The sequence below is a fragment of the Streptomyces sp. NPDC000880 genome (genome assembly GCF_053599675.1).
This window is the reverse complement of sequence record NZ_JBSFMS010000015.1, coordinates 64,762-87,723: the sequence shown is the minus strand read 5'-3', so window position 1 is coordinate 87,723 and position 22,962 is coordinate 64,762. Positions and strand designations below refer to the sequence as shown.

22 protein-coding genes and 2 pseudogenes are annotated in these 22,962 nt (G+C 70.0%); 5 read left to right on the top strand and 19 right to left on the bottom strand.

Annotated features, from left to right (window positions below; translation table 11 throughout):
- From ACWDO5_RS07900 to ACWDO5_RS07825, 16 genes are all read right to left on the bottom strand, one after another.
- A partial coding sequence (locus ACWDO5_RS07900; protein ID WP_450529348.1) for a flavodoxin-dependent (E)-4-hydroxy-3-methylbut-2-enyl-diphosphate synthase occupies positions 1-179 on the bottom strand: 179 nt, incomplete at its 3' end.
- Positions 180-183: 4 nt separating this feature from the next.
- Positions 184-1,206, bottom strand: a complete 1,023-nt coding sequence (hpnH, locus tag ACWDO5_RS07895) for an adenosyl-hopene transferase HpnH (protein WP_450529336.1) — start codon at positions 1,204-1,206, stop codon at positions 184-186.
- A gap of 5 nt (positions 1,207-1,211) precedes the next feature.
- On the bottom strand, positions 1,212-1,871 hold the full coding sequence (locus ACWDO5_RS07890) for a phosphorylase family protein (RefSeq protein ID WP_450529334.1): 660 nt from the start codon (positions 1,869-1,871) through the stop codon (positions 1,212-1,214).
- Positions 1,871-3,883 carry a squalene--hopene cyclase gene (gene shc, locus ACWDO5_RS07885; RefSeq protein WP_450529332.1) on the bottom strand — a complete coding sequence of 671 codons (2,013 nt, stop codon included), beginning with the start codon at positions 3,881-3,883 and terminating at the stop codon, positions 1,871-1,873. The genes ACWDO5_RS07890 and shc overlap by 1 nt, the downstream gene beginning before the upstream one ends.
- A gap of 140 nt (positions 3,884-4,023) precedes the next feature.
- A complete protein-coding gene (locus tag ACWDO5_RS07880; RefSeq protein WP_450529346.1) occupies positions 4,024-5,091 on the bottom strand; it encodes a polyprenyl synthetase family protein in 1,068 nt (355 codons plus the stop codon).
- 38 nt (positions 5,092-5,129) lie between these two features.
- Positions 5,130-6,518, bottom strand: a complete 1,389-nt coding sequence (hpnE, locus tag ACWDO5_RS07875) for a hydroxysqualene dehydroxylase HpnE (RefSeq protein WP_450529331.1) — start codon at positions 6,516-6,518, stop codon at positions 5,130-5,132.
- Positions 6,515-6,601 (bottom strand): DUF6380 family protein, encoded by an 87-nt coding sequence (locus ACWDO5_RS07870; RefSeq protein ID WP_450529344.1) that lies wholly within the window; start codon positions 6,599-6,601, stop codon positions 6,515-6,517. Before ACWDO5_RS07870 ends, hpnE begins: the two co-directional genes overlap by 4 nt.
- Positions 6,601-7,539 carry a presqualene diphosphate synthase HpnD gene (hpnD, locus tag ACWDO5_RS07865; protein ID WP_450529329.1) on the bottom strand — a complete coding sequence of 313 codons (939 nt, stop codon included), beginning with the start codon at positions 7,537-7,539 and terminating at the stop codon, positions 6,601-6,603. Before hpnD ends, ACWDO5_RS07870 begins: the two co-directional genes overlap by 1 nt.
- Positions 7,540-7,547: 8 nt before the next feature.
- The gene (hpnC, locus tag ACWDO5_RS07860; RefSeq protein WP_450529327.1) at positions 7,548-8,465 is read right to left on the bottom strand and encodes a squalene synthase HpnC; all 918 of its coding nucleotides are present in this window, start codon (positions 8,463-8,465) and stop codon (positions 7,548-7,550) included.
- Between the two features lie 419 nt (positions 8,466-8,884).
- Positions 8,885-9,691 carry an ABC transporter ATP-binding protein gene (locus ACWDO5_RS07855; RefSeq protein WP_450529326.1) on the bottom strand — a complete coding sequence of 269 codons (807 nt, stop codon included), beginning with the start codon at positions 9,689-9,691 and terminating at the stop codon, positions 8,885-8,887.
- Positions 9,684-10,613, bottom strand: coding sequence for an ABC transporter permease (locus tag ACWDO5_RS07850; RefSeq protein ID WP_450529324.1), 930 nt, complete (start codon positions 10,611-10,613; stop codon positions 9,684-9,686). The genes ACWDO5_RS07855 and ACWDO5_RS07850 overlap by 8 nt, the downstream gene beginning before the upstream one ends.
- Before the next feature lie 96 nt (positions 10,614-10,709).
- Complete coding sequence (locus tag ACWDO5_RS07845) at positions 10,710-11,597, bottom strand: glycosyltransferase family 2 protein (RefSeq protein ID WP_450529343.1); 888 nt, start codon at positions 11,595-11,597, stop codon at positions 10,710-10,712.
- A 35-nt stretch (positions 11,598-11,632) separates the two neighbouring features.
- Positions 11,633-12,415 carry a CDP-alcohol phosphatidyltransferase family protein gene (locus tag ACWDO5_RS07840; protein ID WP_450529322.1) on the bottom strand — a complete coding sequence of 261 codons (783 nt, stop codon included), beginning with the start codon at positions 12,413-12,415 and terminating at the stop codon, positions 11,633-11,635.
- On the bottom strand, positions 12,393-13,454 hold the full coding sequence (locus ACWDO5_RS07835; RefSeq protein WP_450529320.1) for an iron-containing alcohol dehydrogenase family protein: 1,062 nt from the start codon (positions 13,452-13,454) through the stop codon (positions 12,393-12,395). The genes ACWDO5_RS07840 and ACWDO5_RS07835 overlap by 23 nt, the downstream gene beginning before the upstream one ends.
- On the bottom strand, positions 13,442-14,179 hold the full coding sequence (locus ACWDO5_RS07830; protein WP_450529318.1) for a phosphocholine cytidylyltransferase family protein: 738 nt from the start codon (positions 14,177-14,179) through the stop codon (positions 13,442-13,444). Before ACWDO5_RS07830 ends, ACWDO5_RS07835 begins: the two co-directional genes overlap by 13 nt.
- A complete protein-coding gene (locus tag ACWDO5_RS07825; RefSeq protein ID WP_450529342.1) occupies positions 14,176-16,110 on the bottom strand; it encodes a DUF5941 domain-containing protein in 1,935 nt (644 codons plus the stop codon). The genes ACWDO5_RS07830 and ACWDO5_RS07825 overlap by 4 nt, the downstream gene beginning before the upstream one ends.
- Before the next feature lie 228 nt (positions 16,111-16,338).
- Between ACWDO5_RS07825 and galE the strand changes: the two genes are divergently transcribed.
- From galE to idi, 4 genes and pseudogenes are all read left to right on the top strand, one after another.
- The gene (galE, locus tag ACWDO5_RS07820) at positions 16,339-17,322 is read left to right on the top strand and encodes a UDP-glucose 4-epimerase GalE (RefSeq protein WP_450529317.1); all 984 of its coding nucleotides are present in this window, start codon (positions 16,339-16,341) and stop codon (positions 17,320-17,322) included.
- Between the two features lie 143 nt (positions 17,323-17,465).
- On the top strand, positions 17,466-18,407 hold the full coding sequence (locus ACWDO5_RS07815) for a cation diffusion facilitator family transporter (protein ID WP_450529315.1): 942 nt from the start codon (positions 17,466-17,468) through the stop codon (positions 18,405-18,407).
- Between the two features lie 177 nt (positions 18,408-18,584).
- Positions 18,585-19,860: pseudogene (locus ACWDO5_RS07810) on the top strand (methyltransferase domain-containing protein).
- 141 nt (positions 19,861-20,001) lie between these two features.
- Positions 20,002-20,595, top strand: coding sequence for an isopentenyl-diphosphate Delta-isomerase (gene idi, locus ACWDO5_RS07805; RefSeq protein ID WP_450529313.1), 594 nt, complete (start codon positions 20,002-20,004; stop codon positions 20,593-20,595).
- A 28-nt stretch (positions 20,596-20,623) separates the two neighbouring features.
- On the opposite strand, the gene ACWDO5_RS07800 is transcribed toward idi, so the two are convergent.
- Both ACWDO5_RS07800 and ACWDO5_RS07795 read right to left on the bottom strand, forming a co-directional pair.
- Positions 20,624-21,094: an ATP-binding protein gene (locus tag ACWDO5_RS07800; protein WP_450529311.1), complete on the bottom strand. Its 471-nt coding sequence runs from the start codon at positions 21,092-21,094 to the stop codon at positions 20,624-20,626.
- Positions 21,095-21,228: 134 nt separating this feature from the next.
- Positions 21,229-21,831 carry an HdeD family acid-resistance protein gene (locus tag ACWDO5_RS07795; protein WP_450529309.1) on the bottom strand — a complete coding sequence of 201 codons (603 nt, stop codon included), beginning with the start codon at positions 21,829-21,831 and terminating at the stop codon, positions 21,229-21,231.
- A gap of 66 nt (positions 21,832-21,897) precedes the next feature.
- Between ACWDO5_RS07795 and ACWDO5_RS07790 the strand changes: the two genes are divergently transcribed.
- A complete protein-coding gene (locus ACWDO5_RS07790) occupies positions 21,898-22,659 on the top strand; it encodes an enoyl-CoA hydratase/isomerase family protein (RefSeq protein WP_450529308.1) in 762 nt (253 codons plus the stop codon).
- Here the strand turns inward: ACWDO5_RS07790 and ACWDO5_RS07785 are convergent.
- Positions 22,646-22,951 (bottom strand): annotated as a pseudogene (locus tag ACWDO5_RS07785) (DJ-1/PfpI family protein); the annotation flags it as partial. The gene ACWDO5_RS07790 and the pseudogene ACWDO5_RS07785 overlap by 14 nt on opposite strands.
- Between the last annotated feature and the right edge of the window lie 11 nt (positions 22,952-22,962).

Here is a 22,962-nt window from a genome sequence, read left to right as displayed (position 1 = left end):
TGCTGCAGCGTCGCCCCGATGTCCGAAGTGCGCGTGGTCGTCATTGACTGCACCGAAACGGGGGCATCCCCGCCGACGGCCACCGAACCGACCTGAATACGCCGCGAGGTGCGGCGCATCGCGATCGGCCGGGCCGGCAGCTCGGGGAGCCCCAGCGCGACTGGCTCTCCCTGGGCCATCACGTCACCCGCGGTTTCCCGAGACCGTATCGCGCGCCGCCCTGAGGGACTCCTTGAGGGAGCCCATGGTGGCGAGGACGGCGGTGGGCTCGTAGCCGCAGTGCGCCATGCAGTTGGCGCAGCGCGGGTCCTTGCCGCGGCCGTACTTGCTCCAGTCGGTCTCCTCGATGAGCTCCCGGTAGGTGGGGACGTATCCGTCGCTCATCAGATAGCAGGGGCGCTGCCAGCCGAAGAGCGAGTAATTGGGGATCGCCCACGCCGTGCACGGGAAGTCCGCCTTGCCCTCGAGGAAGTCGAGGAAGAGCGGCGAGTGGTTGAGCCGCCAGCGCCGCCGGTTGCCGCCCGCGAAGGATTTCTTGAAGAGCTCGCGGGTCTGCTCCACGCCGAGGAAGTGCTCCTGGTCGGGCGCCTTCTCGTAGGCGTACGCGGGCGAGATCATCATCTCGTCCACCTTCAGGTCGTCATTGAGGTAGTTGAGCACCTCGATGACGGTCTGCGGGGTGTCGGTGTTGAAGAAGGTGGAGTTGGTGGTGACCCGGAAGCCGCGCTTCTTGGCCTCCTTGATCGCCTCCACCGCCTCGTCGAACACGCCTTCCTTGGCGACCGACTCGTCGTGCCGCTCGCGCAGCCCGTCGATGTGCACGGCAAAGGCGAAGTAGGGCGAAGGGGTGAACTCCTCGATTTTCTTGCGCAGCAGCATGGCATTGGTGCAGAGGAATACGTACTTCTTCTTGGCCACCAACTGCCGTACGATCTCATGAATCTGAGGGTGCATCAGCGGCTCGCCGCCCGCGATCGAGACCATTGGTGCCCCGGACTCGAGCACCGCCCCGACTGCCTGCGCGACCGGCATGCGCTGCTTCAGAATCCCGGCCGGGTGCTGGATCTTCCCGCAGCCCTCGCACTTCAGATTGCAGGCGAAGAGCGGCTCCAGCTCGACGATGAGCGGAAACTTCTCACGCTTGCGGAGCTTCTGTTCAATGAGGTACGTCCCGACCCTGATGGTCTGACGGAGCGGCATGGCCATCTAGCTCACCTCCTGGGGAGCAGAAAAGAACGGTGCCATTCGAGGAAAGCAGGAAGGACGGCACGAAGAACACGGAAAGCCGATATTCCACCTCTTACCGTGCCAATGCGGACGAGTTCATGCTCTGGAGCGTCCACGACCACCCGGACGGCCGCAACCGGACGGGATCCGGCGCTCAGGGCACCGCGGAGCGTGGCCGCGGACTCCATGTCCACGGCGATCGCCCCGGTGGCGCGCAGGTCGGCCCGCTCGTGGCCCCGCACTACATGGTCGGACCCGATCAGCGTGCCGGTGTGCACGGTGCGTCCGGGCACGGCCCTGGCCACCGCCTTGACCAGCAGTTCCGTATCCGTACAGACCGTGGCGCCGGCGGTGTGCCGGGTCTCGTCGGCGACGACCAGGTCCCCGGGGTGCATCCCTGGGGCGAGCCCGGCACAGAAACCGGAGGCGACGACCGCCGCGTTCCGCAGCGGGCCGTCACCGCCCAGCGCGCCCAGCACGGCACGCTCCGCGTTGTGCGGCCCCATGCCGGTACGGAGCACCGTCACCGCGCCGAGTGCGCCGCTGCGGTCGCCGCTGCGCAGGGCGAGCTTCTCGATGCCGAGCGCACAGGCGATCAGCAGCGGCGCGGCAGAGCCGGACGACGGCTCCGGGGATCTTTGCATCAGCCCCCCTCGCGGCCGGCTGCGCGGGCGGCGAAGGGCTCGCCGTGCACATAGCGGCCCAGGGCCGTGAGCGGGAAGACCTGCCGGTAGAGGTGGTAGTTGATGGAGAAGTCCCAGGGGAAGCCGGTGCCGGTGAAGTACGGCTCGTCCCAGGACCCGTCCGCCTGCTGGGTCTCGGCGAGCCAGGCCACGCCCCGCTCGACCGACTTGCTCTCCCGCTCCCCCGCCGCGAGCAGCGCGAGCAGGGCCCAGGCGGTCTGGGAGGCGGTGGAGGCGCCGTGGCCGATCCACTGCTCCTCGCGGTACGAGCGCAGGTCCTCGCCCCATCCTCCGTCGTCGTTCTGGACGGAATCGAGCCAGCGGACGGCCCGGCGGATCGCCGGGTGGGCGACCGGCAGCCCGGCCGCGGTCAGCGCCGGGACCACAGACCCTGTTCCGTACACGTAGTTGACACCCCAGCGCCCGAACCAGGCGCCGCTGGGCTCCTGTTCGGCGAGCAGCCACTCGATGCCGCGTCGGGTACGGGGGTGTTGGGCCTTGCCCTCGTGGGCCAGCATCTCCACGACATGCGCGGTCACATCCGCCGACGGCGGGTCGATGACCTCGCCGAAGTCGCAGAACGGCAGCCGGTTGGGGAAAGCACTGGTGTTGTCGGCGTCGAACGCGGCCCAGGCGCCATTCCTGGACTGCATCCCAAGGGTCCAGCGGCCTGCCCGCGCGACCGTCGCGTCGACCGTCTGCGGATCGGGGTGCTTGACCCGCCGCAGGGCGAGGATCACCTCGGCCGTGTCGTCGATGTCCGGGTAGTTGTCGTTGTGGAACTCGAACGCCCATCCGCTCGGGGCGAGTTGAGGTCTGCGTACGGCCCAGTCGCCGGGCCGTACGATCTCCTCGGCCAGCATCCAGTCGGCGGCCTTGACCAGCGCGGGGTGATCCGCCGCCAGCCCCGCGTCGGCAAGGGCGATGGTGGCCAGGCAGGTGTCCCAGACGGGCGACTGACAGGCCTCGATCATCCGCGCGCCGTCCTCGCGCCATAATGCGAACCGGTCGAGCGACTCAAGGCCGGCCCGCATCACGGGGTGCTCAAGGTCGTAGCCGAGCAGATGCAGGGCGATCACGGAGTAGACGGCGGGCGGCTGGATGCCACCCCAGCAGCCGTCGTTCTCCTGGCGCCTGATGATCCATCGTGCTGCGGCGTTCATGGCCGCTCCGCGCAGCCGGCGCGGTGCGACCTTGTGATACAGGTGCAGCGCCTTGTCGGCACGCTGGAAGAATCCGTCCCAACTCGCCGCGGAGGCAAGGGGATTGGGCGGGTTCGGCACCCGGGCGTCGGTGTGCAACTCGTCGAGTGCGAATGGCGCGGGCCGCACCGGCCGCTGCGCCGAGACGACGGTGAGCGGCACGATGGTCTGGCGCGCCCAGCAGCCGAAGTCGTAGATGTTCAGCGGGAACCACTTGGGCAGGAAGATCAGTTCGGGCGGCAGTTCGGGGAGGTCGTCCCACTTCCACCAGCCGAACAGCGCCAGCCAGATCCTGGTGAAGACCCGGCTCGCAGCGATGCCGCCCCGTTCCCTGATCCAGGCGGAGGCGCGCGCCATGTGCGGATCGTCCGGCCGGTCGCCGGCCAGCCGCAGCGCGACGTATGCCTCGATGGTGGTGGAGAGTTCGCCGGGCCCGCCGTAGAAGGTGGCCCAGGTGCCGTCCTCGCGCTGCTCGCCCCGGATGAAGCGGGCGGCCGCCCCGGTGGTTCGCGCGTCCTGGATGCCGAGAAACTGACGAAGCAGCAGATCCTCGGCGTCCATCGTCACATTGGTCTCGAGGTCGCCCTTCCACCAGCCCTGGGCGTCCTGGCGACCGAGCAGATGCTCGACGGAGCGTTGTGCGGCCCGCTCGGCGGCCTCGAGGACGTCGTCCGCGGCGGGGCGCTCGGCAGGATGAGCGTCGGTTGTTCTGCTGGCCGCGGCTGCGCCGGCCCCCACGGGCCCGCTGCTTCCGTCGGTCGTCGCTGTCATGGCTTCCCCTTCGTTGCAGTGGTTCTCTGCTGTGCTGGGGTCTCCGTCGGCCGGCGCCCGGTTTCCCGTGCACCGGCCGGCGACTGCTTGGGGGCCTGGGGGCTAGCCCCCAGAAGACACGCATATACGGGCGATGGCGATCATCTCTTTCGTACGACGACGAAGTCCGCGAGCGCGATGAGCTGCGCCCGCACCTGTTCCGGCATGTCGACGCGGTCCAGCGCCTCGACAGCGACGGCGTGCTGCCTGCGGGCCTCCTGGGAGGTCCACTCGCGGCCGCCCGCTTCTTCGATCAGGGCCGCCCTGGCAGCGAATTCTTCCTCGGAGAAGCTGTCGAAGTGATTGCTCTTGGCGTCGGCCGCGAGCAGCTCTCCGAGGCGCTGCGAGGCCGGTCCGCCCGCGGCGAGCGCGGCGACGACCGGAAGGGACTTCTTGCGCTGGCGCAGATCGCTCCAGGTCTGCTTGCCGGTGGACTCCGGGTCGCCCCAGATACCCAGCAGATCGTCGACGGCCTGGAAGGCGAGACCGAGGTGGTAGCCGTACGCCTCCAGCGTGTCGGCCGTCCGGTCGTCCGCCCCGCCGAGCACCGCGCCGATGGAGACGGCGCAGGCCAGCAGCGCGCCGGTCTTGTTGCCCTCCATCTCCAGGCACTCCTCGACGGTGACCCGCTCGCGGTGCTCGTAGGAGATGTCCTGGGCCTGGCCGTCGATGAGCTTGCGCGTGGCGGTGGTCAGCCGGCGCGTGGCGCGGCCCGCCTCGACGGTGCCGAGCTCCAGCAGGACCTCGCCCGCGAGCGCGAACAGCGCGTCGCCGACGAGGATCGCCTGGGCCGGTCCGTGCACCTTCCAGACGGTGTCGCGGTGGCGGCGCTGCTCGTCACCGTCCATCAGGTCGTCGTGCAGCAGCGAGAAGTTGTGCACCAGCTCCACGGCCACAGCGCCGGGGACGCCGACCTCGGGTGCGGCGCCGGCCGCCTCGGCGGACAGCAGCGCGAGCGCGGGGCGTACGGCCTTGCCGCCGTCCCCGTCGGCGGGCCGTCCCTGCGCGTCGATCCAGCCGAAGTGGTAGGCGGCGACGGTGTCCATGGGCGCCGCGAGCCGGTCCACGGCTGCGCGCAGCACGGGGGTGGACATGGTCCGCCCGCGCTCCAGCAAAGCGACGATGTCGACTCCCGCTGCGGTGTCATCAGCAGGGCTCGCCGAGGGCACAGTCGGCACGGTCTCTCCTCTTGTTCCAGTACTGAAGCTCACGCCGCCTCCTTGAGCGGATGTTCGTGGTGGCGGCCGAGCGCGGAGAGTGCGGCGCCCGCGGCGCTGAAGCCGCTGCGTACGGCGCTCTCCATGGTCGCGGGCCACCCGGTGGCGGTCCACGAGCCCGCAAGGTACAGGCCGGTGGCCCGGGTGCGCGCACCCGGTCGCAGCCGGCCGACTCCCGGGGCCGGGGCGAAGGTCGCCGTCCGCTCCCGGGTGACGAAGAAATCGCTGACCCCGGCGCCTCGCGCGGCGGGCAGCAGCCGCTCCAGCTCGGGCAGATACCGCTCGCGCAGTACGGCGACGGGCGCGTCGATCTCGTCCTCGGCGGCGGACTGGGACAGCGCCAGATACTGGCCGCCGTCCCGCAGTCCGGATGCCTCGGTGCGGTCGAAGACCCACTGGACCGGGGTGCCGAGCGCGGCGAAGAAGGGCCGGCGCAGCACCTTGCGGTCGTACAGGACATGGATGTTGAGGATCGGCGCGGTGCCGATGTCGAGCAGCCGGTCGGGGTCGTCGAGGGCCCCTTCGGGCAGCAGCGCATGGGCCTCGCGCTGCGGTACCGCGAGGACGACGGTGTCCGCGTCCAGTTGCTCGCCGTCCACCTCGACCTGCCAACGCCCCAGGCCCGCACGGGAGATGCTGCGTACCCGGGTCGAGAGCTCGGTGTGTACACCGGCCGAGTCGAGTGCCTTGCGGGCCAGCGTGTCGTGCAGGTCCCCGAGCGGCACGCGGGCCCAGCCGATGTCGGCGGCGCCGGGCTCGGAGAGCAGTCCGGTCTTGAAGACCATGGCGGCGAGGCCCATCGAGGCGTTCGGCGCGGTGGCGTTCAGCGTCGCCACGCCGACCAGGTCCCAGAGGGCTTCGACGGTGCGCTGCGACTGGCCGTGGCGGCCCAGCCAGGTGGCGAAGTCGATGCCGTCCAGGGCCGGGTCGGCCGGGTCCAGCTTGCCGAGCGCGAGTGCGGCGCGCCCGACGGACGCCCGCTCGGCGAGCGAGAGGTGCGGATAGGCGGCAAGGCCGGCGGCGAGGTGCAGCGGTACGGGCAGCGCGGTGCGGCGCAGCCGGCCGAGACGCGGTCCGCGCGCCGGTGCCACGTCCAGTACGGGCACGTCCAACCGGTCCTGGAGCGGGGCGAGATGAGCACCTTCCACCCGGTCGAGGAACCAGCGGTACGCGGTGCAGCAGCGCAGGTACACATGCTGGCCGTTGTCGACGGTGAGGTCTCCGCGGCGGAAGGAGAAGGCAAGGCCGCCCAGACGCGGGCGGCCTTCGAGGAGGGTGACGCCGACTCCCGCGTCGGCGAGTTGCAGCGCCGCGGTGACTCCGGCGAGTCCTCCGCCGATCACCACCGCGTGCCGGGACCGCATGTCGTGGTCCGTCATGCGACCTCCCCTCGGGCCGTTGCAGTCTGGGACGCGGCGCCGCACCGGAGGGTTGCGCGCCGCTTGTCCGCGTTCGCCCGCATCAGGCACGCCCCCTGAGCTTATGCCGGGTGACATGCCGGGCGTCGAGTCCGGAAAGCCCGCGCACGGCGACGTACGCCTTCTCGTGCCCGGGCAGGGACACACGGCCGCGCAGTACCGCCTCGGGGTCGCGTTCGATGCGGTCGAGGAGGCGCCGGTAGATGCCGGCCATCGCGGCGACGCAGGCGCCGCTGCGCCGGTCGAGCATCGGCAGCAGCCGGTAGCCCTCGGCGAACAGGGCGCGGGCCCGCCGTACTTCGAAGTGCACAAGGCCCGCGAAGTCGGAGCCGTGCGGCGGGGTGCCGCCGTAGAAGCCCGCGGAGCAGCCGAACTTGGCGAGGTCGTCGGCGGGCAGATAGGTGCGGCCGTTGCCCGCGTCCTCACGAACGTCCCTGAGGATGTTGGTCAGTTGGAGGGCGAGTCCCAGCGTATCGGCGTACTCGGGGGCGCGTTCGGCGCCGCGCGCGCCGGGCTGGGTGCCGAACACGCCGAGCGAGAGCCGCCCGATCGCGCCCGCGACACACCGGCAGTACGTCTTGAGGTCGTCCCAGGTCTCGTAGGTCTCGCCGCGTACGTCCATCAGCACGCCGTCGATGAGTTCGTCGAGCGCGTCCAGCGGAAGCGGGAACCGGCGCGCCGCGTCCGCGAGCGCGACCGCGACCGGGTCGATGTCGTCCTCGTCGACCGCACCCTGGCGGATCCGCTCGAGCAGTTCCCGCGTCCCTTCGAGCCGGTCCCGCTTGGCCTCCGGGGCGAGCGTGCCGTCGCCGATGTCGTCGACCCGCCGCGAGAACGAGTACAGCGCCGACATGGCCTGCCGCTTGTCGGTCGGCAGCAGCCTGATCCCGTAGGCGAAATTGCGCGCCTGCTGCCCGGTGACGGCCTCGCAGTAGCTGTACGCGGCCTGCACCGGCGCGGGCACCTCCGTCGGTCCCTCCATCGTCCGGCTCACCTCTCTCTACGCGCTCTTCGCAAGACAGCTCCCACTTCACGCAGCAGATGCGTCTTGGTGGGCTTGGGCGGTCCGGGCAGGACGTCGTGTCCGGCGGCCGCGATCGCGGTGAGGGCCGCGCGCCCCCCGGCGACGAACCCGGCGAGCAGCAGCCGCAGTCTGCCGTGGACGCTACCCACCAGCGGTGCGCCTTCATTCAGCAGTTGCAGGGCGCGTTCGGCTTCGTACGCGACGAGTGAGCGCACCGAGGCGCTCCCGGTCCTCGCGGCAAAGTCGGCCTCGGTGACATGGAAGCGGTGCATGTCCTCCAGCGGCAGATAGATCCGGTCGCGCCCCAGGTCCTCGGCCACGTCCTGGAGGTGCTCGACGATCTGGAGAGCGGTGCAGACGGCATCGGAGCGGCGGACGCGCTCGGGGCTGGCGGTCCCGGTGATCTGCAGCACCAGTCGGCCGACGGGGTTGGCGGACAGCTCGCAGTACGCGAGGAGTTCGTCGTACGTCTTGTAGCGCCGCACCAACTGGTCCTGGCGGTTGGCCTCGATCAGGCCGAGGAAGGGCTCGGCTGTGAGCGAGCGGCGGCGCACGGTCGGCTGGAGGGCATGCAGCAGGGGGTGGCGCGGTGCGGCGTCGGTGGCGAAGACGCGGCGCAGATCGGCCTCGAAGGCGTCGAGCATCGCGAGCCGGTCGTCGGCCTGCGCGGGGTCGACGCCGAGGTGGCGGGCGTCGGCGCCGCCGGGCGCGAGGTCACCGTCGCCGATGTCGTCGACGAGGCGGGCGTAGCCGTACACCGCCATCAGGTCGTCGCGCCAGGCACGCGGCAGGAAGAAGGGGGCCACCGGGAAGTTCTCGTCGGATGCCTTGTCGAGGGTGGCGCGCGCGGAGGCCTCGCGGTGCGCCTGCCGAGTGCCCGTCATACGGGACTGCCCGGTGCGGGGACGGCGAAAGCCTCGCGGACCTGGAGATTCTCCGTCATTGCCGTCACATCTCCCGTTCTACACTGCCGACCCAATACATCCTATTTCGGACACGCCGCCGGTCCTCTCGACCGAAAGGGCGCCGACTGGCGGACAGATGCCCAGGGCGTATCGCCCCACTTGCCGCTATTCAGCACCGGTACAGCTTACGTTGTACAACGCCCAGTGATACGCCGGGGTGTTCCGCGCATCACAAGAACACTCCAATCCTCGCCAACCATCCCCGGGGGCCCGGGAATTGACCTTCACTTGACGATTCGGGCCCGAGCGCCGGCCCCGGCGACGGCGCCGATCTCACCAGAGACGCAACAGGCCCCCGCCCGGATGCCACGGCGGGGGCCTTTGTGACCGGCGGCGGACTACCTGCCGCTCTCCTTCTCGTACGCCTTGATGACCTCGTCGGTCGGGCCGTCCATCAGCAGTTCGCCCTTCTCCAGCCAAAGGACGCGGTCGCAGGTGTCCCTGATCGAGCTGTTGCTGTGGCTGACCAGGAAGACCGTGCCGGCCTCCTTGCGCAGCTCACGGATGCGCTGCTCGGAGCGGATCTGGAACTTGCGGTCACCCGTCGCCAGCGCCTCGTCGATCATCAGGACGTCGTGATCCTTGGCCGCCGCGATGGAGAAGCGGAGCCTGGCCCCCATGCCCGAGGAGTACGTACGCATGGGAAGGGTGATGAAGTCGCCCTTCTCGTTGATCCCGGAGAAGTCGACGATCTCCTGGTAGCGGTCACGGATCTGCTCGCGCGTCATGCCCATGGCCAGACCGCCCAGGATGACATTGCGCTCACCGGTCAGATCGCCCATCAGCGCCGCGTTCACGCCGAGCAGGGAGGGCTGGCCGTCGGTGTAGACCTTGCCGCTCTCCGTGGGCAGCAGACCCGCTATGGCGCGCAGCAAGGTTGACTTGCCGGAACCGTTGGTGCCGATCAGGCCGATCGCCTCGCCGCGGTATGCGGTGAAGGAGACGCCGCGTACGGCGTGCACCTTGCGGACGCCCCGGGACTCGCCCTTGCCGCGGCGCAGGATGCGGCTGAGCGCCGCGGTGGCGCTGCCCTTTCCGCCACTGCCGCCGCTGACGCGGTACACGATGTGCACATTGTCGGCGATAACGGTCGGAACGCGGATGTCGTCACCGGCTCTCTTGTCGTTCTTTTCGAGATCAGCCACGGCCGTACCGTTCCTCAGCCTTCCAGAAGTACACAAAGCCCCCGCAGCCGATCAGGATCGCCCAGGCCAGGGCGGCGATCCAGACGTGGGAGGGCAGGTTCTCAGAGCCGTAGCCGTCGATCAGCGCGAAACGGATGAGGTCCATGTAGATGGCTGCCGGGTTGTACATCAGCACATCGGCGATCCACGCCGGCTTGTCCTCGAGCATCACCCTGATCGAGAACATGACGCCCGACGCATACAGCCAGGTACGCATGATGAAGGGCATCAGCTGCGCCAGGTCCGGGGTCTTCGCGCCCAGCCTGGCCATGATCAGGGCCAGTCCGGTGTTGAAGACGAACTGCAGCGCCAGTGCGGGGATCACCAGCAGCCAGGCCCCGCTGGGATAGCTGCCGAAGAAGACCACGATCAGGACCAGCACGATCATGGAGAACAGCAGCTGCTGGAGCTGCTGCAGCGCGAAGGAGATGGGCAGGGCGGCGCGCGGGAAGTGCAGGGCGCGCACCAGCCCGAGGTTGTTGGAGATCGCCCGGACCCCCGCCATCACCGAGCTCTGCGTGAAGGTGAAGACGAAGACGCCCGTCACCAGGAACGGGATGTAGACCTCGACGGGCATGCCCTTGCTGGCCTTCAGGATCAGCCCGAAGATCAGGAAGTAGACCAGCGCGTTGAGCAGCGGCGTCGCCACCTGCCACAGCTGGCCCAGTTTCGCCTGGCTGTACTGGGCCGTCAGCTTGGCCTGCGAGAAGGCCAGGATGAAGTGGCGTCGGCCCCACAGCTGCCGGATGTAGTCAGCGAGCCCCGGTCGGGCACCGCTCACCGACAGGCCGTACTTGGCGGCCAACTCCGCCGAGGTCAGACCGTCGTCGGGCGACGGGCGAACGCTGGTCGCGATCGCCCCGTCTTGGGTCGTGTCACTCACAAGTTGAAACTTTCGTGTTCAAGATGCGCGGCAGTAGGGCTCTCAGGTGGCGGCCAGGTCCCGGAGGTACGCCCGATTTTCTCAGAACCAAGCCTGTCAGATGACAGGAGGTCGGCCCAGTCGGGTGAGCCGCCATACCGTACGCCATTTCATGGGACGGCGCGGACCGCAGGGCGTCCGCCAGCCCTCCTTGAAGCCGCCGAACCATGCCTTCAGGGCGGGCACCGAGGGGCGCCGGACCAGTGTGAGCAGCACCCAGACACCGATGTAGACGGGTACCAGGGGCGCGGGCAGATTGCGGCGGGCGAGCCAGACCCGGTTGCGGGCCACCATCCGGTGGTAGACCGCGTGCCGGGACGGCGGCATCGTCGGGTGGAACAGCACCATGTCCGCGCGGTAGTCGATCGCCCAGCCGGCGTCCAGCGCCCGCCAGGCGAGGTCCGTCTCCTCATGGGCGTAGAAAAATTCATCAGGCAGTGTGCCGACCTCGGCGAGCACCTTTGTACGCACGGCGTTGGCGCCGCCGAGGAAAGTCGTCACCCGCGAGGAGCGCAGCGGGTCGGAGGCGCGCAGCCGCGGGACGTGGCGGCGCTGGGTGAGCCCGGTCTTCGGATCGGCGATCCGAAAGCTGATGATGCCCAGCCTGGGATCGGCCGCGAAGGCCTGGCGTACCAGTTCGCCGGTGTCGGCGCACGGCAGCAGACCGTCGTCGTCGAGGAAGAGCAGCGCGTCGACGCCGGAGCCGGACGGGCCGAAGGCCTCGATGCCGACGTTGCGGCCGCCGGGGATGCCCAGGTTGTCGGGCAGGCTCACGGTGCGTACAACCGATGGGAAATCCGCGACGTCCGTCACCGGGGCGCCGTTGCCGACCACGACCACCTCGATCGGGTCACCGTCCTGCTTGGCGACCGAGTCGAGGAGGGCGCGCAGTTCGTCCGGCCGGTTGCCCATCGTGATGATGATCGCGCCGAGCTTCAGCGGCATCGGGGGTTCGGGGGGCGTCCCCCGGGAGAACACAGTCACTTGAGCCTGCTGGAAGCCAGGATGGACACCAGGTGCAGCAACGTCTGCACGACGGCGATGCCGGCCAGCACCGCGATGCCGAGACGGGTGAAGAACAGATCGCCCTGGATCATATCGAGGATGGCCACGACCAGGATGAAGAGGCTGGCCTCGATGCCGCCGACGAGCCGGTGGAACTTCAGCGCGGCCGCGGCACGCCGGGCCAGCGCCAGACCGGAGGAACGGGGCACGGACGCCTCGTCCTTGACGGCGGGCAGACCGCTGCGCTGGCGGGCCACGTCGACCAGGTCGGTCTCGGCCTTGATCAGGATCGCGCCGAGGGCGGCGACCGTGCCGAGGAATGCCCACAGCCAGTTGGTGGAGCCCTCCTGCTGGAAGACGTCCGCGCCGCGCACGCCGAAGCCGACCAGCAGGGCCGCCTCACAGAGGTAGTGGCCGATCCGGTCGAGGTAGACGCCGGTGATCGAGGTCTGCTTGCGCCAGCGGGCGACCTCGCCGTCCACGCAGTCGAGCAGCAGATAGATCTGGAAGAGCACCACGGCGAGTATCGCGCCGGTCAGTCCCGGGATCAGCAGGGCAGCGCCACCGAGCACACCCACCACGACCATGAGGTAGGTGAGCTGGTTCGGTGTGATCTTGGTGTTCACCAGGTACGGGTCGATGTGCAGCGAGATCTCTCGCATGTACATGCGCCCGGCCCAGTGCTCGCCGCTTCGCCGGTCCTTCACTCCCTCCGGGTGAACGACCGGACGGAGTTCAGCTACTGATGGTCTTGGCATAGTCGGCGTACGCGTCCCTGATCTGGTCGGTGGAGAGGTCGAGGTGCTCAAGGATGGTGAAGCGGCCCGGTCTGGTCTGCGGTGCGTATTCGGCGGCTCTGACGAATTCGCCCACGCTGAAGCCGATCTCCTCGGGCAGCACCGGCAGGCCGTGCCTGCGCAGCACTTCGGCGAAGAGTCCGGACTGCTCGTGTGCACCGCGCAGATGCATCGCGAAGGCGGCGCCCAGTCCGACCTGCTCGCCATGGCTGGCGGCCCGCTTGGGGTAGAGCAGGTCGAAGGCGTGGCTGATCTCGTGGCAGGCGCCGGACGCGGGCCGGGTGTCCCCGCTGATCGAGATCGCGATGCCGGTCAGCACGAGAGACTCGGCGAGGACGGTGAGGAAATCGTCGTCGCCGACACCTCCGGGGTGGCGGAGTACGGCTTCACCGGCGGTGCGGGCCATCGCGGCGGCGAGGCCGTCCACCGGCTCCGCGTTGACCTGGTGGGACAGCTCCCAGTCCGCGATCGACGAGAGGTTGGAGATCGCCTCGCCGATGCCGGAACGTACGAAACGGACCGGAGCCTCACGGATCACATCGAGGTCGATGACGATCGCGATCGGGTTCGGGACACCGTAGGAGCCACGGCCGTTGTCGTTGTCCAGCGTTGCGACCGGCGAGCAGAGACCGTCGTGCGAGAGGTTCGTGGCGACGGCCACCATCGGCAGACCCACCCGCGCCGCGGCGTACTTCGCCACATCGATGATCTTGCCGCCGCCGAGGCCGACCACGGCGTCGTAGCGCTTGCCCTTGATGTCGTCGGCGAGCTTGACCGCGGAGTCGATGTTGCCGTCGGCGATCTCGAACCACGTGGCACCCGGGAGCACCGGCGAAAGCCTCTCGCGCAACGCCTGGCCGGAGCCGCCGCTGATCGCAATCGCCAGCTTGCCGGAACCGGAGATCCGCTGGTCGGCGAGCAGGCCGGCCAAGTCGTCCAGCGCACCGGCATTGATGTCGACGACGACCGGGGACGGGATCAGTCGGGTCAGTACAGGCACGCGATCTCACGGCCCTTCGCGAGGTCGTCGTGGTTGTCGATCTCGACCCACTTGACGTCGCCGATGGGGGCCACGTCCACGGTGAAGCCGCGGTTCACGAGCTCCTGGTAGCCGTCCTCGTAGTAGAGGTCGGGGTCGCGCTCGAAGGTGGTCTTCAGCGCGTCGGCGAGTTCGTCGGCGGCCTCGGGCTCGATGAGGGTGACGCCGATGTACTCGCCGGTGGCGGTGGCCGGGTCCATCAGCTTGGTGATCCGCTGCACGCCCTTGCCCGCGGCGGTGATGACCTTCATCTCCTCGTCGGCGAGGTGCTTCACCGCGTCGAGGGCGAGGATGATCTTCTGGCCGTTGCCCCGGGCGGCGAGCAGGGTCCGCTCGACGGAGACCGGGTGCACGGTGTCGCCGTTGGCGAGGATGACGCCCTGCTTTATGACGTCACGGGCACACCACAGGGAGTAGGCGTTGTTCCACTCCTCGGCCTTGTCGTTGTCGACGAGGGTGAGCTTCAGGCCGTACTTCGCCTCCAGAGCGGCCTTGCGCTCGTAGACGGCCTCCTTGCGGTAGCCGACGACGATGGCGGCCTCGGTGAGACCGATCTCAGCGAAGTTCCCCAGGGTGAGGTCGAGAACAGTGGTGTCGCCGTCGACGGGCACGAGGGCCTTCGGGAGCGTGTCGGTGTAGGGGCGAAGACGCCGTCCGGCACCGGCTGCCAGTACGAGGCCGATCATGCGGGTTCTCCTTCGTCATGTACGGCGGGTGCTCCGGAGGACACCCAGAAGCGGATGCTCTCCACAAGCACCACGAGTGCCACGGCCACAGCGAGGGCCGTCAGCGCGATGGTGAAGTCTGCGTCGGCGACCACCGCGGCCAGCAGCGCGACTGCCAGGACCCGCCCTTCGTGCCCGCCGATCGCCCGAACCAGCCAGTGCGGGGGCGCGCCCGTACCGCCGCGGATGCGGTACACCGTGTCGTAGTGATGGTAGGCGACCGCCGCCACCAGTCCGAAGGCCGCGGGCAACGCTCCGTTCACCTCGGCCCGGGCGGCGAGCGCCAGGACGGTGCAGTACTCGGCGGCCCGGAACACCGGCGGGACGAGCCAGTCGAGGGTGCCCTTGAGAGGGCGGGCGACGGCTGCGCCCGAGGTGATGACATACGCCACAGCCGCGACGACCGGCCAGAGCGAGCCGTAGTCGGTGAACGTGGCACTCGCCACAAGAGCGGCGCCGCCGGCCAAGGCGATCGCGAGCGGCCCGAACGCGGGAAGCTTCCGGGCGGCCGTCGCAAAAGCGCGCGCGGCGCTCTCGGCGAGCGGGCCCGAGTCGGCCAGGTCGGCGAGCGCCCGGGCCGCGCGGTCGGTCCTGCGTGCCTTGCGGGTCACCGAGCGCAGGACGCGGCCCGCCGTGGTGTAGCAGGCGGCGAAAGCGCAGCCGATGAGCAGGGCGTAGAAGACGATCCGGGGCGTGGCCACGGCCGTCAGCACGGCGATCATGGCCCAGCGCTCACCGATCGGCAGCACGATCATGCGGCGCAGCCAGACCGTCCAGCCGACGCTGTCGAGCTTCTCGGAGAGCGCGGCGGTGGGGCTGCCGGTCACAGATTTACCAGCGGCCGTCGCGTCGTGGTTCGCCTCGTTGAAGGAGAAGTCCACAACATGGCGGCAGGTCTGCAGCACCATCGCGCCGAGTGCCAGCGCCCATACGTCGTCGCCGCCGCGGGCGGCGCCGAGGGCGAGACCTGCGTAGTAGGCGTACTCCTTGGCCCGGTCGAACGTCGCGTCCAGCCAGGCACCCATCGTCGAGTACTGCAGCGAGTAACGGGCCAGCTGCCCGTCGGTGCAGTCCAGGACGAAGGAGAAGAGCAGCAGCGCACCCGCCGCGATGTAGCCGCCGCGGGTGCCGGTGGCCGCCGCGCCGGCCGCGATCAGCGCGGTGAGCAGCGAGGCGGTGGTGACCTGGTTGGGGGTCAGTCCGCGCCGCGCGCACCAGCGGGCGAGATAGCGGGAGTACGGGCTGATGCAGAAGGTGGTGAAGAAGCCGTCGCGGGCCTTGACGGCGGAGCGCAGCCGTACGGCCTCGTCGTCGACCGCGGTGACGGCCTGCCGGGCCTCGTTACGGGCCTGGGGGTCACCGGGCACGGTCGCGACGAGCGACCCCAGCTCGGGCCGGTGCACGGCGGTGCCGTCGGCGTCGAGCGCCTCGGCGAGCGCGTCGGGCACAACGGGCATCCCCGCGCCCGCGCCGCCGGCGGGCCGCACCGCGGCCCGGACAGCCGCCAGGGAGTCGCTGTCGTCGGCCGCGCCGCCCGCCGCCTCGGCGGCACCGGACGGTGCAGGCCCGGCCACGCGGGATGGCGTCCCTGTGCCCGCCGCGACCGACAGAGCCCGGGTCAGGGCGGTACGTGCCTGATGTTGCACCGTCAGGGCACCCGGGGCCGCGGCCGCCGGGAAGCGGGGGTCCGTCAACGCCAGCCGCAGGGCGTGAACGTGCCCGACGAATCGCGGGTCGACGACGGCGACGCGATCGGTGCCCGGTACCGCTGCGACCAGCGCTGCGGTGTCCTGGGCGCCCGAGGCGACCCGGACGTCGAAGCCCAGCGACCGCAGATCGCCCTCGAGCGACGATCCGGGTACCGGCGGACCGGTGAGGATGGCAGTCGACAGACGAACTCACTCCTTGGAGCTGACGGTGCGGGTGCGCGGCGGCCCGGCCCGTATACGGGCGGCGGCACGTCGGCAGAGGCTATCGGATGTACGAAGGCGGGAGTTCACTGGCCGTTTACGTCCCGCTTGACATGACCGGAGCAAAGAAGGCAGGCCCGCCGAGATCATCATCGTCGATCAACGCCTCGGCCCACAAACCGCGGGTCCGCAGGGCCTAGGCTGGCCGGCATGACTTGGCTGATCACAGGTGGAGCGGGGTACATCGGCGCGCATGTGGCGCGGGCCATGACAGCGTCGGGTGAGCGGGTCGTCGTCCTCGACGATCTCTCGTCGGGCATAGGCGAGCGGCTGCCCGAGGAGATTCCGCTGGTCCGCGGCGCGGTCCTGGACCGGGAGCTGCTCGACCGCACCCTCGCCGAGCACGCCGTGACCGGTGTCGTACATCTCGCGGCGAAGAAGCAGGTCGGGGAGTCCGTCGAGCAGCCGCTGCGCTACTACCGGACGAATGTGCACGGTCTGACGGTGCTCCTCGATGCGGTCGTCGCGGCAGGTGTGCGGCGCTTCCTGTTCTCCTCTTCGGCCGCCGTATACGGCGTGCCCGAGATGGACCTGATCCCCGAGTCCGCCCCCTGTGTGCCGATCAATCCGTATGGCGAGACCAAGCTGGCGGGCGAGTGGCTGGTACGGGCGACAGGCCACGCGCACTCCATGTCCACGGCCTGTCTGCGCTACTTCAACGTGGCGGGCTCGGCCCGGCCGGAGCTGGCCGATACCGGAGTGTTCAACATCATCCCGATGTTCTTCGACCGGATCACCCGCGGTGAGGCCCCGCGGATCTTCGGCGCCAACTACCCGACGCCGGACGGCACCTGCATCCGTGACTACATCCATGTGGCGGACCTGGCCGACGCCCATCTCGCCGTGGCCCGCCGGCTGGCCGAGCAGGACGAGGCCGGGGATCTGACGGTCAACATCGGCAGGGGCGTCGGCGTCTCGGTACGCGAACTCGCCGATCTGGTGGGCGAGACCACGGGGTACGGCGAGGCGCCGGTGATCGAGCCGCGCCGTCCGGGCGATGCCGCCAAGGCCGTAGCCTCGGTAGATCTGATCGCCAAGGAGCTGGGCTGGACGGCGTCGCGCGGGGTGCGCGAGATGGTCGAGTCAGCCTGGGAGGGCTGGTGCCTGCGGCACCCCGAAGCCCGCATCAAATGATGATGTCAGCGCCCTGACCTGCAGGTCGTTTCCGCAGGTCAGGCGTTACGACAACGGTGTTCAGTACCGTGTTGCTTGATACCCCCCACCCGTAGTTGACTGAGGTCTCGGCAGATCATTCCGACGACCTGGAGGCGTCCCGCATGGGGGCTGGGCACGACCACGGGCATTCCCACGGCGGGCCGCCGCCGACCGGCACCGCGGCCTCGGCCTACAAGGGACGGCTGCGCATTGCGCTCGCCATCACGCTGAGCGTGATGGTCCTGGAGATCGTCGGCGGCATCCTCTCCGACTCCCTCGCCCTCATCGCCGACGCCGCCCACATGGCGACGGACGCAGTCGGTCTCGCGATGGCGCTGCTGGCGATCCACTTCGCCAACCGGCCCGCCGGACTGAACCGCACCTTCGGCTTCGCCCGGGCCGAGATCCTGGCCGCGCTCGCCAACTGCCTGCTGCTGCTCGGCGTCGGCGGCTATCTGCTCTTCGAGGCGGTGGAGCGCTTCATCACCCCGGCCGAGACCAAGGGCGGGCTGACGATCGCGTTCGCCGTGGTCGGTCTGCTGGCCAACATGGTCTCGCTCTCGATCCTGGTGCGCGGTCAGAAGGAGAGCCTCAATGTGCGCGGGGCCTATCTGGAGGTGCTCGCGGACACGCTCGGCTCGCTGACGGTGCTGGTCTCGGCCGCCGTCATCCTCACGACCGGCTGGCTGCCCGCCGACCCCATCGCATCACTGGTCATCGGCCTGATGATCGTGCCGCGCACCTGGAAGCTGCTGCGGGAGACCCTCAACGTCCTGCTGGAGGCGGCCCCCAAGGGCGTCGACATGGGGGAGGTGCGGGCGCACATGGTGGCGCTGCCCGGTGTGGAGGACGTCCACGATCTGCACGCCTGGACGATCACTTCCGGGATGCCGGTGCTCTCCGCCCACGTGGTGGTGAGCCAGGACACCCTGAACGCGGTCGGACACGAGAAGATGCTGCACGCTCTGCAGGGGTGCATCGGGGGCCACTTCGACGTCGAGCACTGCACCTTCCAACTGGAGCCGGTCGGCCATGCGGAGCACGAGGCCAGGCTCTGTCACTGAGCGCTGCTGTTAGTCTTGCCGGCACGCTTGAGAGGAGCTGAGGTTGATGACCGTCGCGGCGAACGCTGCCCTGCGCAGTGCCCGGTCCATCCCCCGCTTCCGGGCTGCCGGCTGACCCTCTCCCGTACGTCTTCTCGTACGCCGGCCGGAGCCCGCACACACTCAAGGGTTCCCACGTTGTCCGACAACGCTCTTCATGACGCCTTCTTCGCCCTGCACCACGGCCTTCCGCGGCAGGGTCCCGGCTCCGACTCCACCTCCCGCCGGCTGCTCGCCCTCGCCGGGCCGCTGCCGGCGCGTCCCCGCGTGCTCGATCTGGGCTGCGGCCCCGGCCGCAGCGCGCTGCTGCTGGCCGACGAGGCCGGCGCACAGGTGACGGCCGTCGATCTGCACGAGCCGTTCCTCGACGAACTGCGCCAGACCGCCGAGGCCCGCGGGCTCGGCGACGCGATCCGCACCGTCAAGGCCGATATGGCCGAACCCCCCTGCCCCGACGGCTCGTTCGACCTCGTGTGGGCGGAGAGCTCCGCGTACAGCATCGGCTTCGACACCGCTCTGCGGCAGTGGCGGCGGCTGCTCGCCCCGGGCGGCTCGCTCGTCCTCACCGAATGCGAGTGGACGGCCGGGGATCCCTCGGCCGAAGCCCGCGCCTTCTGGGACCAGCACTACGCGCTGCGTACCAGCGCCGAGAACATCTCGGCGGCCGTCGCGGCGGGCTACACCGTCCTCGGGGTGCACCGGCAGCCCGAGAGCGACTGGGAGGAGTACTACGGCCCGCTCGGCGAGCGGGCCGACGCCGCGGACGCCTCGGCTCCGGGCATGGCGCAGGCACTCGCCGCCACCCGGGCGGAGATCGCGATGCGCCATGACCACGGCACGGAGTACGGCTACACGGGCTATGTCCTGCGGCCCGCCGACCCGCGCCGGCGTACCGGGCCGGAGACGGCGGTCGACGTCCCGGCCGGCCGCGCCGTCAATGCCGCGGCCTTCCCGACCGCCGAGGAGGCGGGCCCGGTGGACGCTCCCCCAGAGCTGAACGCCCTGGGGTCCCCAGCGCCGGGACGCCGGTGCGTGGCTGCCGGGGATGTCGTACGCCTCCGAGGCGGCGGACGGCTCGGTGGCGGCGTACGCACTGCTGACCCGCTGCCATGTCGGGGACGTCCCCGCGGTTGCGCCGGCTCCCGTCGCGGTGGCTCCCGGGCACCAGCGGGGCGGCGCGGGGCAGGCCGTCGTCCGGGCCGTGCTCGATGTGGCGAGGATCCGCCAGGAGCGGCTCGTCCTGGTCCTCGGGCATCCCGGGTACTACCCGCGGTTCGGCTTCGAGCCGGCTTCACAGTACGGAATCAGGCCAACCTTCCAGGTGCCCGACGAGGCCATGCCGACCCTTGTGCTGGACGGTTCCCGGGGCGTTCCGCAGGGCACGGTCCGCTACCCGGCGGCCGTCGGTGTCTGATGAATTCTGGTGAGTAATGTCGCACCCGCCGCGCCGACGCGGCGGGGGGACATGCCCAGGCTGCCGAAGTGCGGACAAGCCGCTTTTGTACGGCAGACTGGGCAGGCCCCCGAGGGCCGAGGACCGATGCGAAGGATGGTTATGCCGATCTCACCAGCCACCGCGGCGAACAGCTCGTCGAACGGCGCCCCCCAAGCGATCCTGCTCGAGCTGGTCGACGAGCACGGCAATACCATCGGCACCGCGGAGAAGCTCTCCGCCCACCAGGCGCCCGGGCAGCTGCACCGGGCGTTCTCCGTCTTCCTCTTCGACGAGCACGGGCGGCTGCTGCTGCAGCGCCGCGCGTTGGGCAAGTACCACTCCCCCGGCGTCTGGTCGAACACCTGCTGCGGGCATCCGTTCCCGGGTGAGGCCCCCTTCGCGGCGGCCGCCCGGCGTACGCACGAGGAGCTCGGGGTCTCACCCTCGCTGCTCGCCGAGGCGGGCACGGTTCGCTACAACCACCCGGACCCGGACTCGGGGCTGGTGGAGCAGGAGTACAACCACCTCTTCGTGGGTCTGGTGCAGGCTCCGCTGCGGCCGGACCCGGAGGAGGTCGGTGAGACGGCCTTCGTGACGCCGAAGGAACTTCACGACCGGCATGCCGAGGCGCCGTTCTCGGCGTGGTTCATGACAGTGCTGGACGCGGCCCGCCCGGCGATCAAGGAGCTCACGGGTCCCTCCGGCGGCTGGTGAGACGGACCGGCACAGCGCGCGGCAGTGGCTAGAGCGGCGTGGTGCCGCCGGTCGGCTTCAGCGGCAGCGCGGCCCAGATGATCTTGCCGCCGCTCGCGGTGTGCTCGACGTCGCAGGATCCGCCGGCTTCCAGGGTGATCTCGCGCACGAGCAGCAGACCACGGCCGCCGGTCTGCCCGTAGTCTCTCTCCAGCGCCTTGGGCCGGTAGGGGTGGTTGTCCTCCACGGACACCCGGATCCACTCCGCGCCGATGGCGACCTCGACGGCGATCTCGGGCGAGAGCAGGGCCGCGTGCCGTACGGCGTTGGTGACCAGCTCGGAGACGATCAGCAGCAACCCCTGGACGAGATCGTCGTCGGCGGGCACGCCCTGGCGGTTCAGCAGATCCCGTACGGCGTGCCGGGCCTGCGGGACGGACACGTCGAGGGCAGGAGCGGTGAAACGCCAGACGCCCTCGTAGGACAGCGGCCGGGCCGGGACGCTCCCGCGACTGTCCATAGTCCGGCACCCCCCTCGGCTCGACTGCCACTGACCATCGAGTAGTAAGTGTTGGGAGTCGGTTGGTCCGGACCGGGCCGCTGAACAGAAGTCAGCACCTATCGACGCCTTCTGACCGTGTGCGTATGACAGCGTCAGTTGTTCGACTGCTCCTGATCTCCTTCTGGCCGGTTCTCCGGCTCTGTGACCATACTGACGATCCGTCGGCCGCCGATCCCGATGGCGATCAGACCGAGGCCGTCGAAGAGCAGGGCCAGGGAGAAGAAGCAGCCCAGGACGTACCGGCTGCTGTCCGGCCAGTCGGCCAGCACCAAGATGCCCAGCAGCAGACCGAAGGCGCCCTGCACCAGCGTCCAGCCGAACTGCGGGCCACGCACCACCACGCTGCCCACCAGCCGGAAGACACCACCGGTCAGGAACAGCAGCGCGGCGAACATGGTCAGCGCCTCCGCCGCACCCTCCGGGTGGCGAATGACGACCACTCCGGCCGCGATGTTCAGCGCGGCGACCACCACACCCAGCCAGAAGAAACTGCTGCCGCGTGACTGGACCGCGTGCAGCAGGCCGACCACGCCGCCGATCAGCAGCAGCCAGCCGAAGAGCAGCATCGAGGTGAGGGTCGCGACGCCGGTGTAGATGAGGCCGACGAGACCGCCGATGACCAGGATCGTGCCGAGCAGCGCCAGTCGGCCGAAACTGCGGCTCAGCTTCTTGACCTCGTGGGTGGTGCCGGCCATCGCTGCCTCCTCGCCGAGACCCCCTTCTTGATCGTAGGTTCCGGTCCGGCGGATAGCATCCGGCGAATGGAGCCGAGGGAGCGGTCGCAACCGCAGTTGACCCACACCGTCGTGGACGGGGTCGCCACCGTCGTCATCAGCAATCCCGCCAAGCGCAATGCCATGACCGCGGGGATGTGGCGGGCGCTGCCCGACCTGCTCGCGCGGCTGGCGGCGGACACTGCGGTACGCGCGCTGGTGCTGACCGGCGAGGGCACGACCTTCTGCGCCGGCGCCGACATCTCCTCGCTGCGGGAGCCCGGCGAGACCCCGCAGACCCTTGCCGTACGCGCCGAGGAGGCGCTCGCCGCATTCCCGAAGCCGACGCTCGCGGCCGTCCGCGGCTACTGCGTGGGCGGCGGCTGCCAGCTCGCCGCGGCCTGCGATCTGCGGTTCGCGGAACAGGACGCGCTGTTCGGAGTGACTCCGGCGAAGCTCGGCATCGTCTATCCGGCCTCGACGACCCGGCGGCTGGTCTCGCTGGTGGGCCCCGCCGCCGCGAAGTATCTGCTCTTCTCGGGCGAGTTGATCGACACGGAACGGGCGCTGCGCACCGGTCTGGTGGACGAGGTGCTGCCGAGGGGCGAACTGGGCAAGCGCACCGCGGAGTTCACCAGGGTCATCACCTCGCGCTCGCAGCTCACCCAGGCCGCGGCGAAGGAGTTCACGACGAGCCGCACCGACCGGGACGCACACTGGGCGGAGCAGGCACGCGCGAGCGGCGACCCCGCGGAGGGGATCGCCGCCTTCCTGGAGCGCAGGGCGCCCCGTTTCACCTGGACTGTGTGACCTTCTCCGCCTGGCCCGCCAGATCGTCGAGCGCCAGCCAGTGCGTGGTGGCGCGGCTGCCCTTCAGCAGACCGGCGCCGGCGAGCACCAGCGAGCCGGTGCACACCGAGGTGGTCCAGGTGCTGGTGGCATCCGCCGAACGCAGCCAGTCAAGGATCGTCTCGTCGTGCATGGCCTCGCGGGCGCCGGGGCCGCCGGGCACCAGGACGATGCCCGGGCTCGGCACCTCTGCCAGGGTGCGGTCGGCGACCAGGGCGAGGCTGCCCTGGTCGCCGCGGACCGGACCGGTCTCCCCATCCGTGC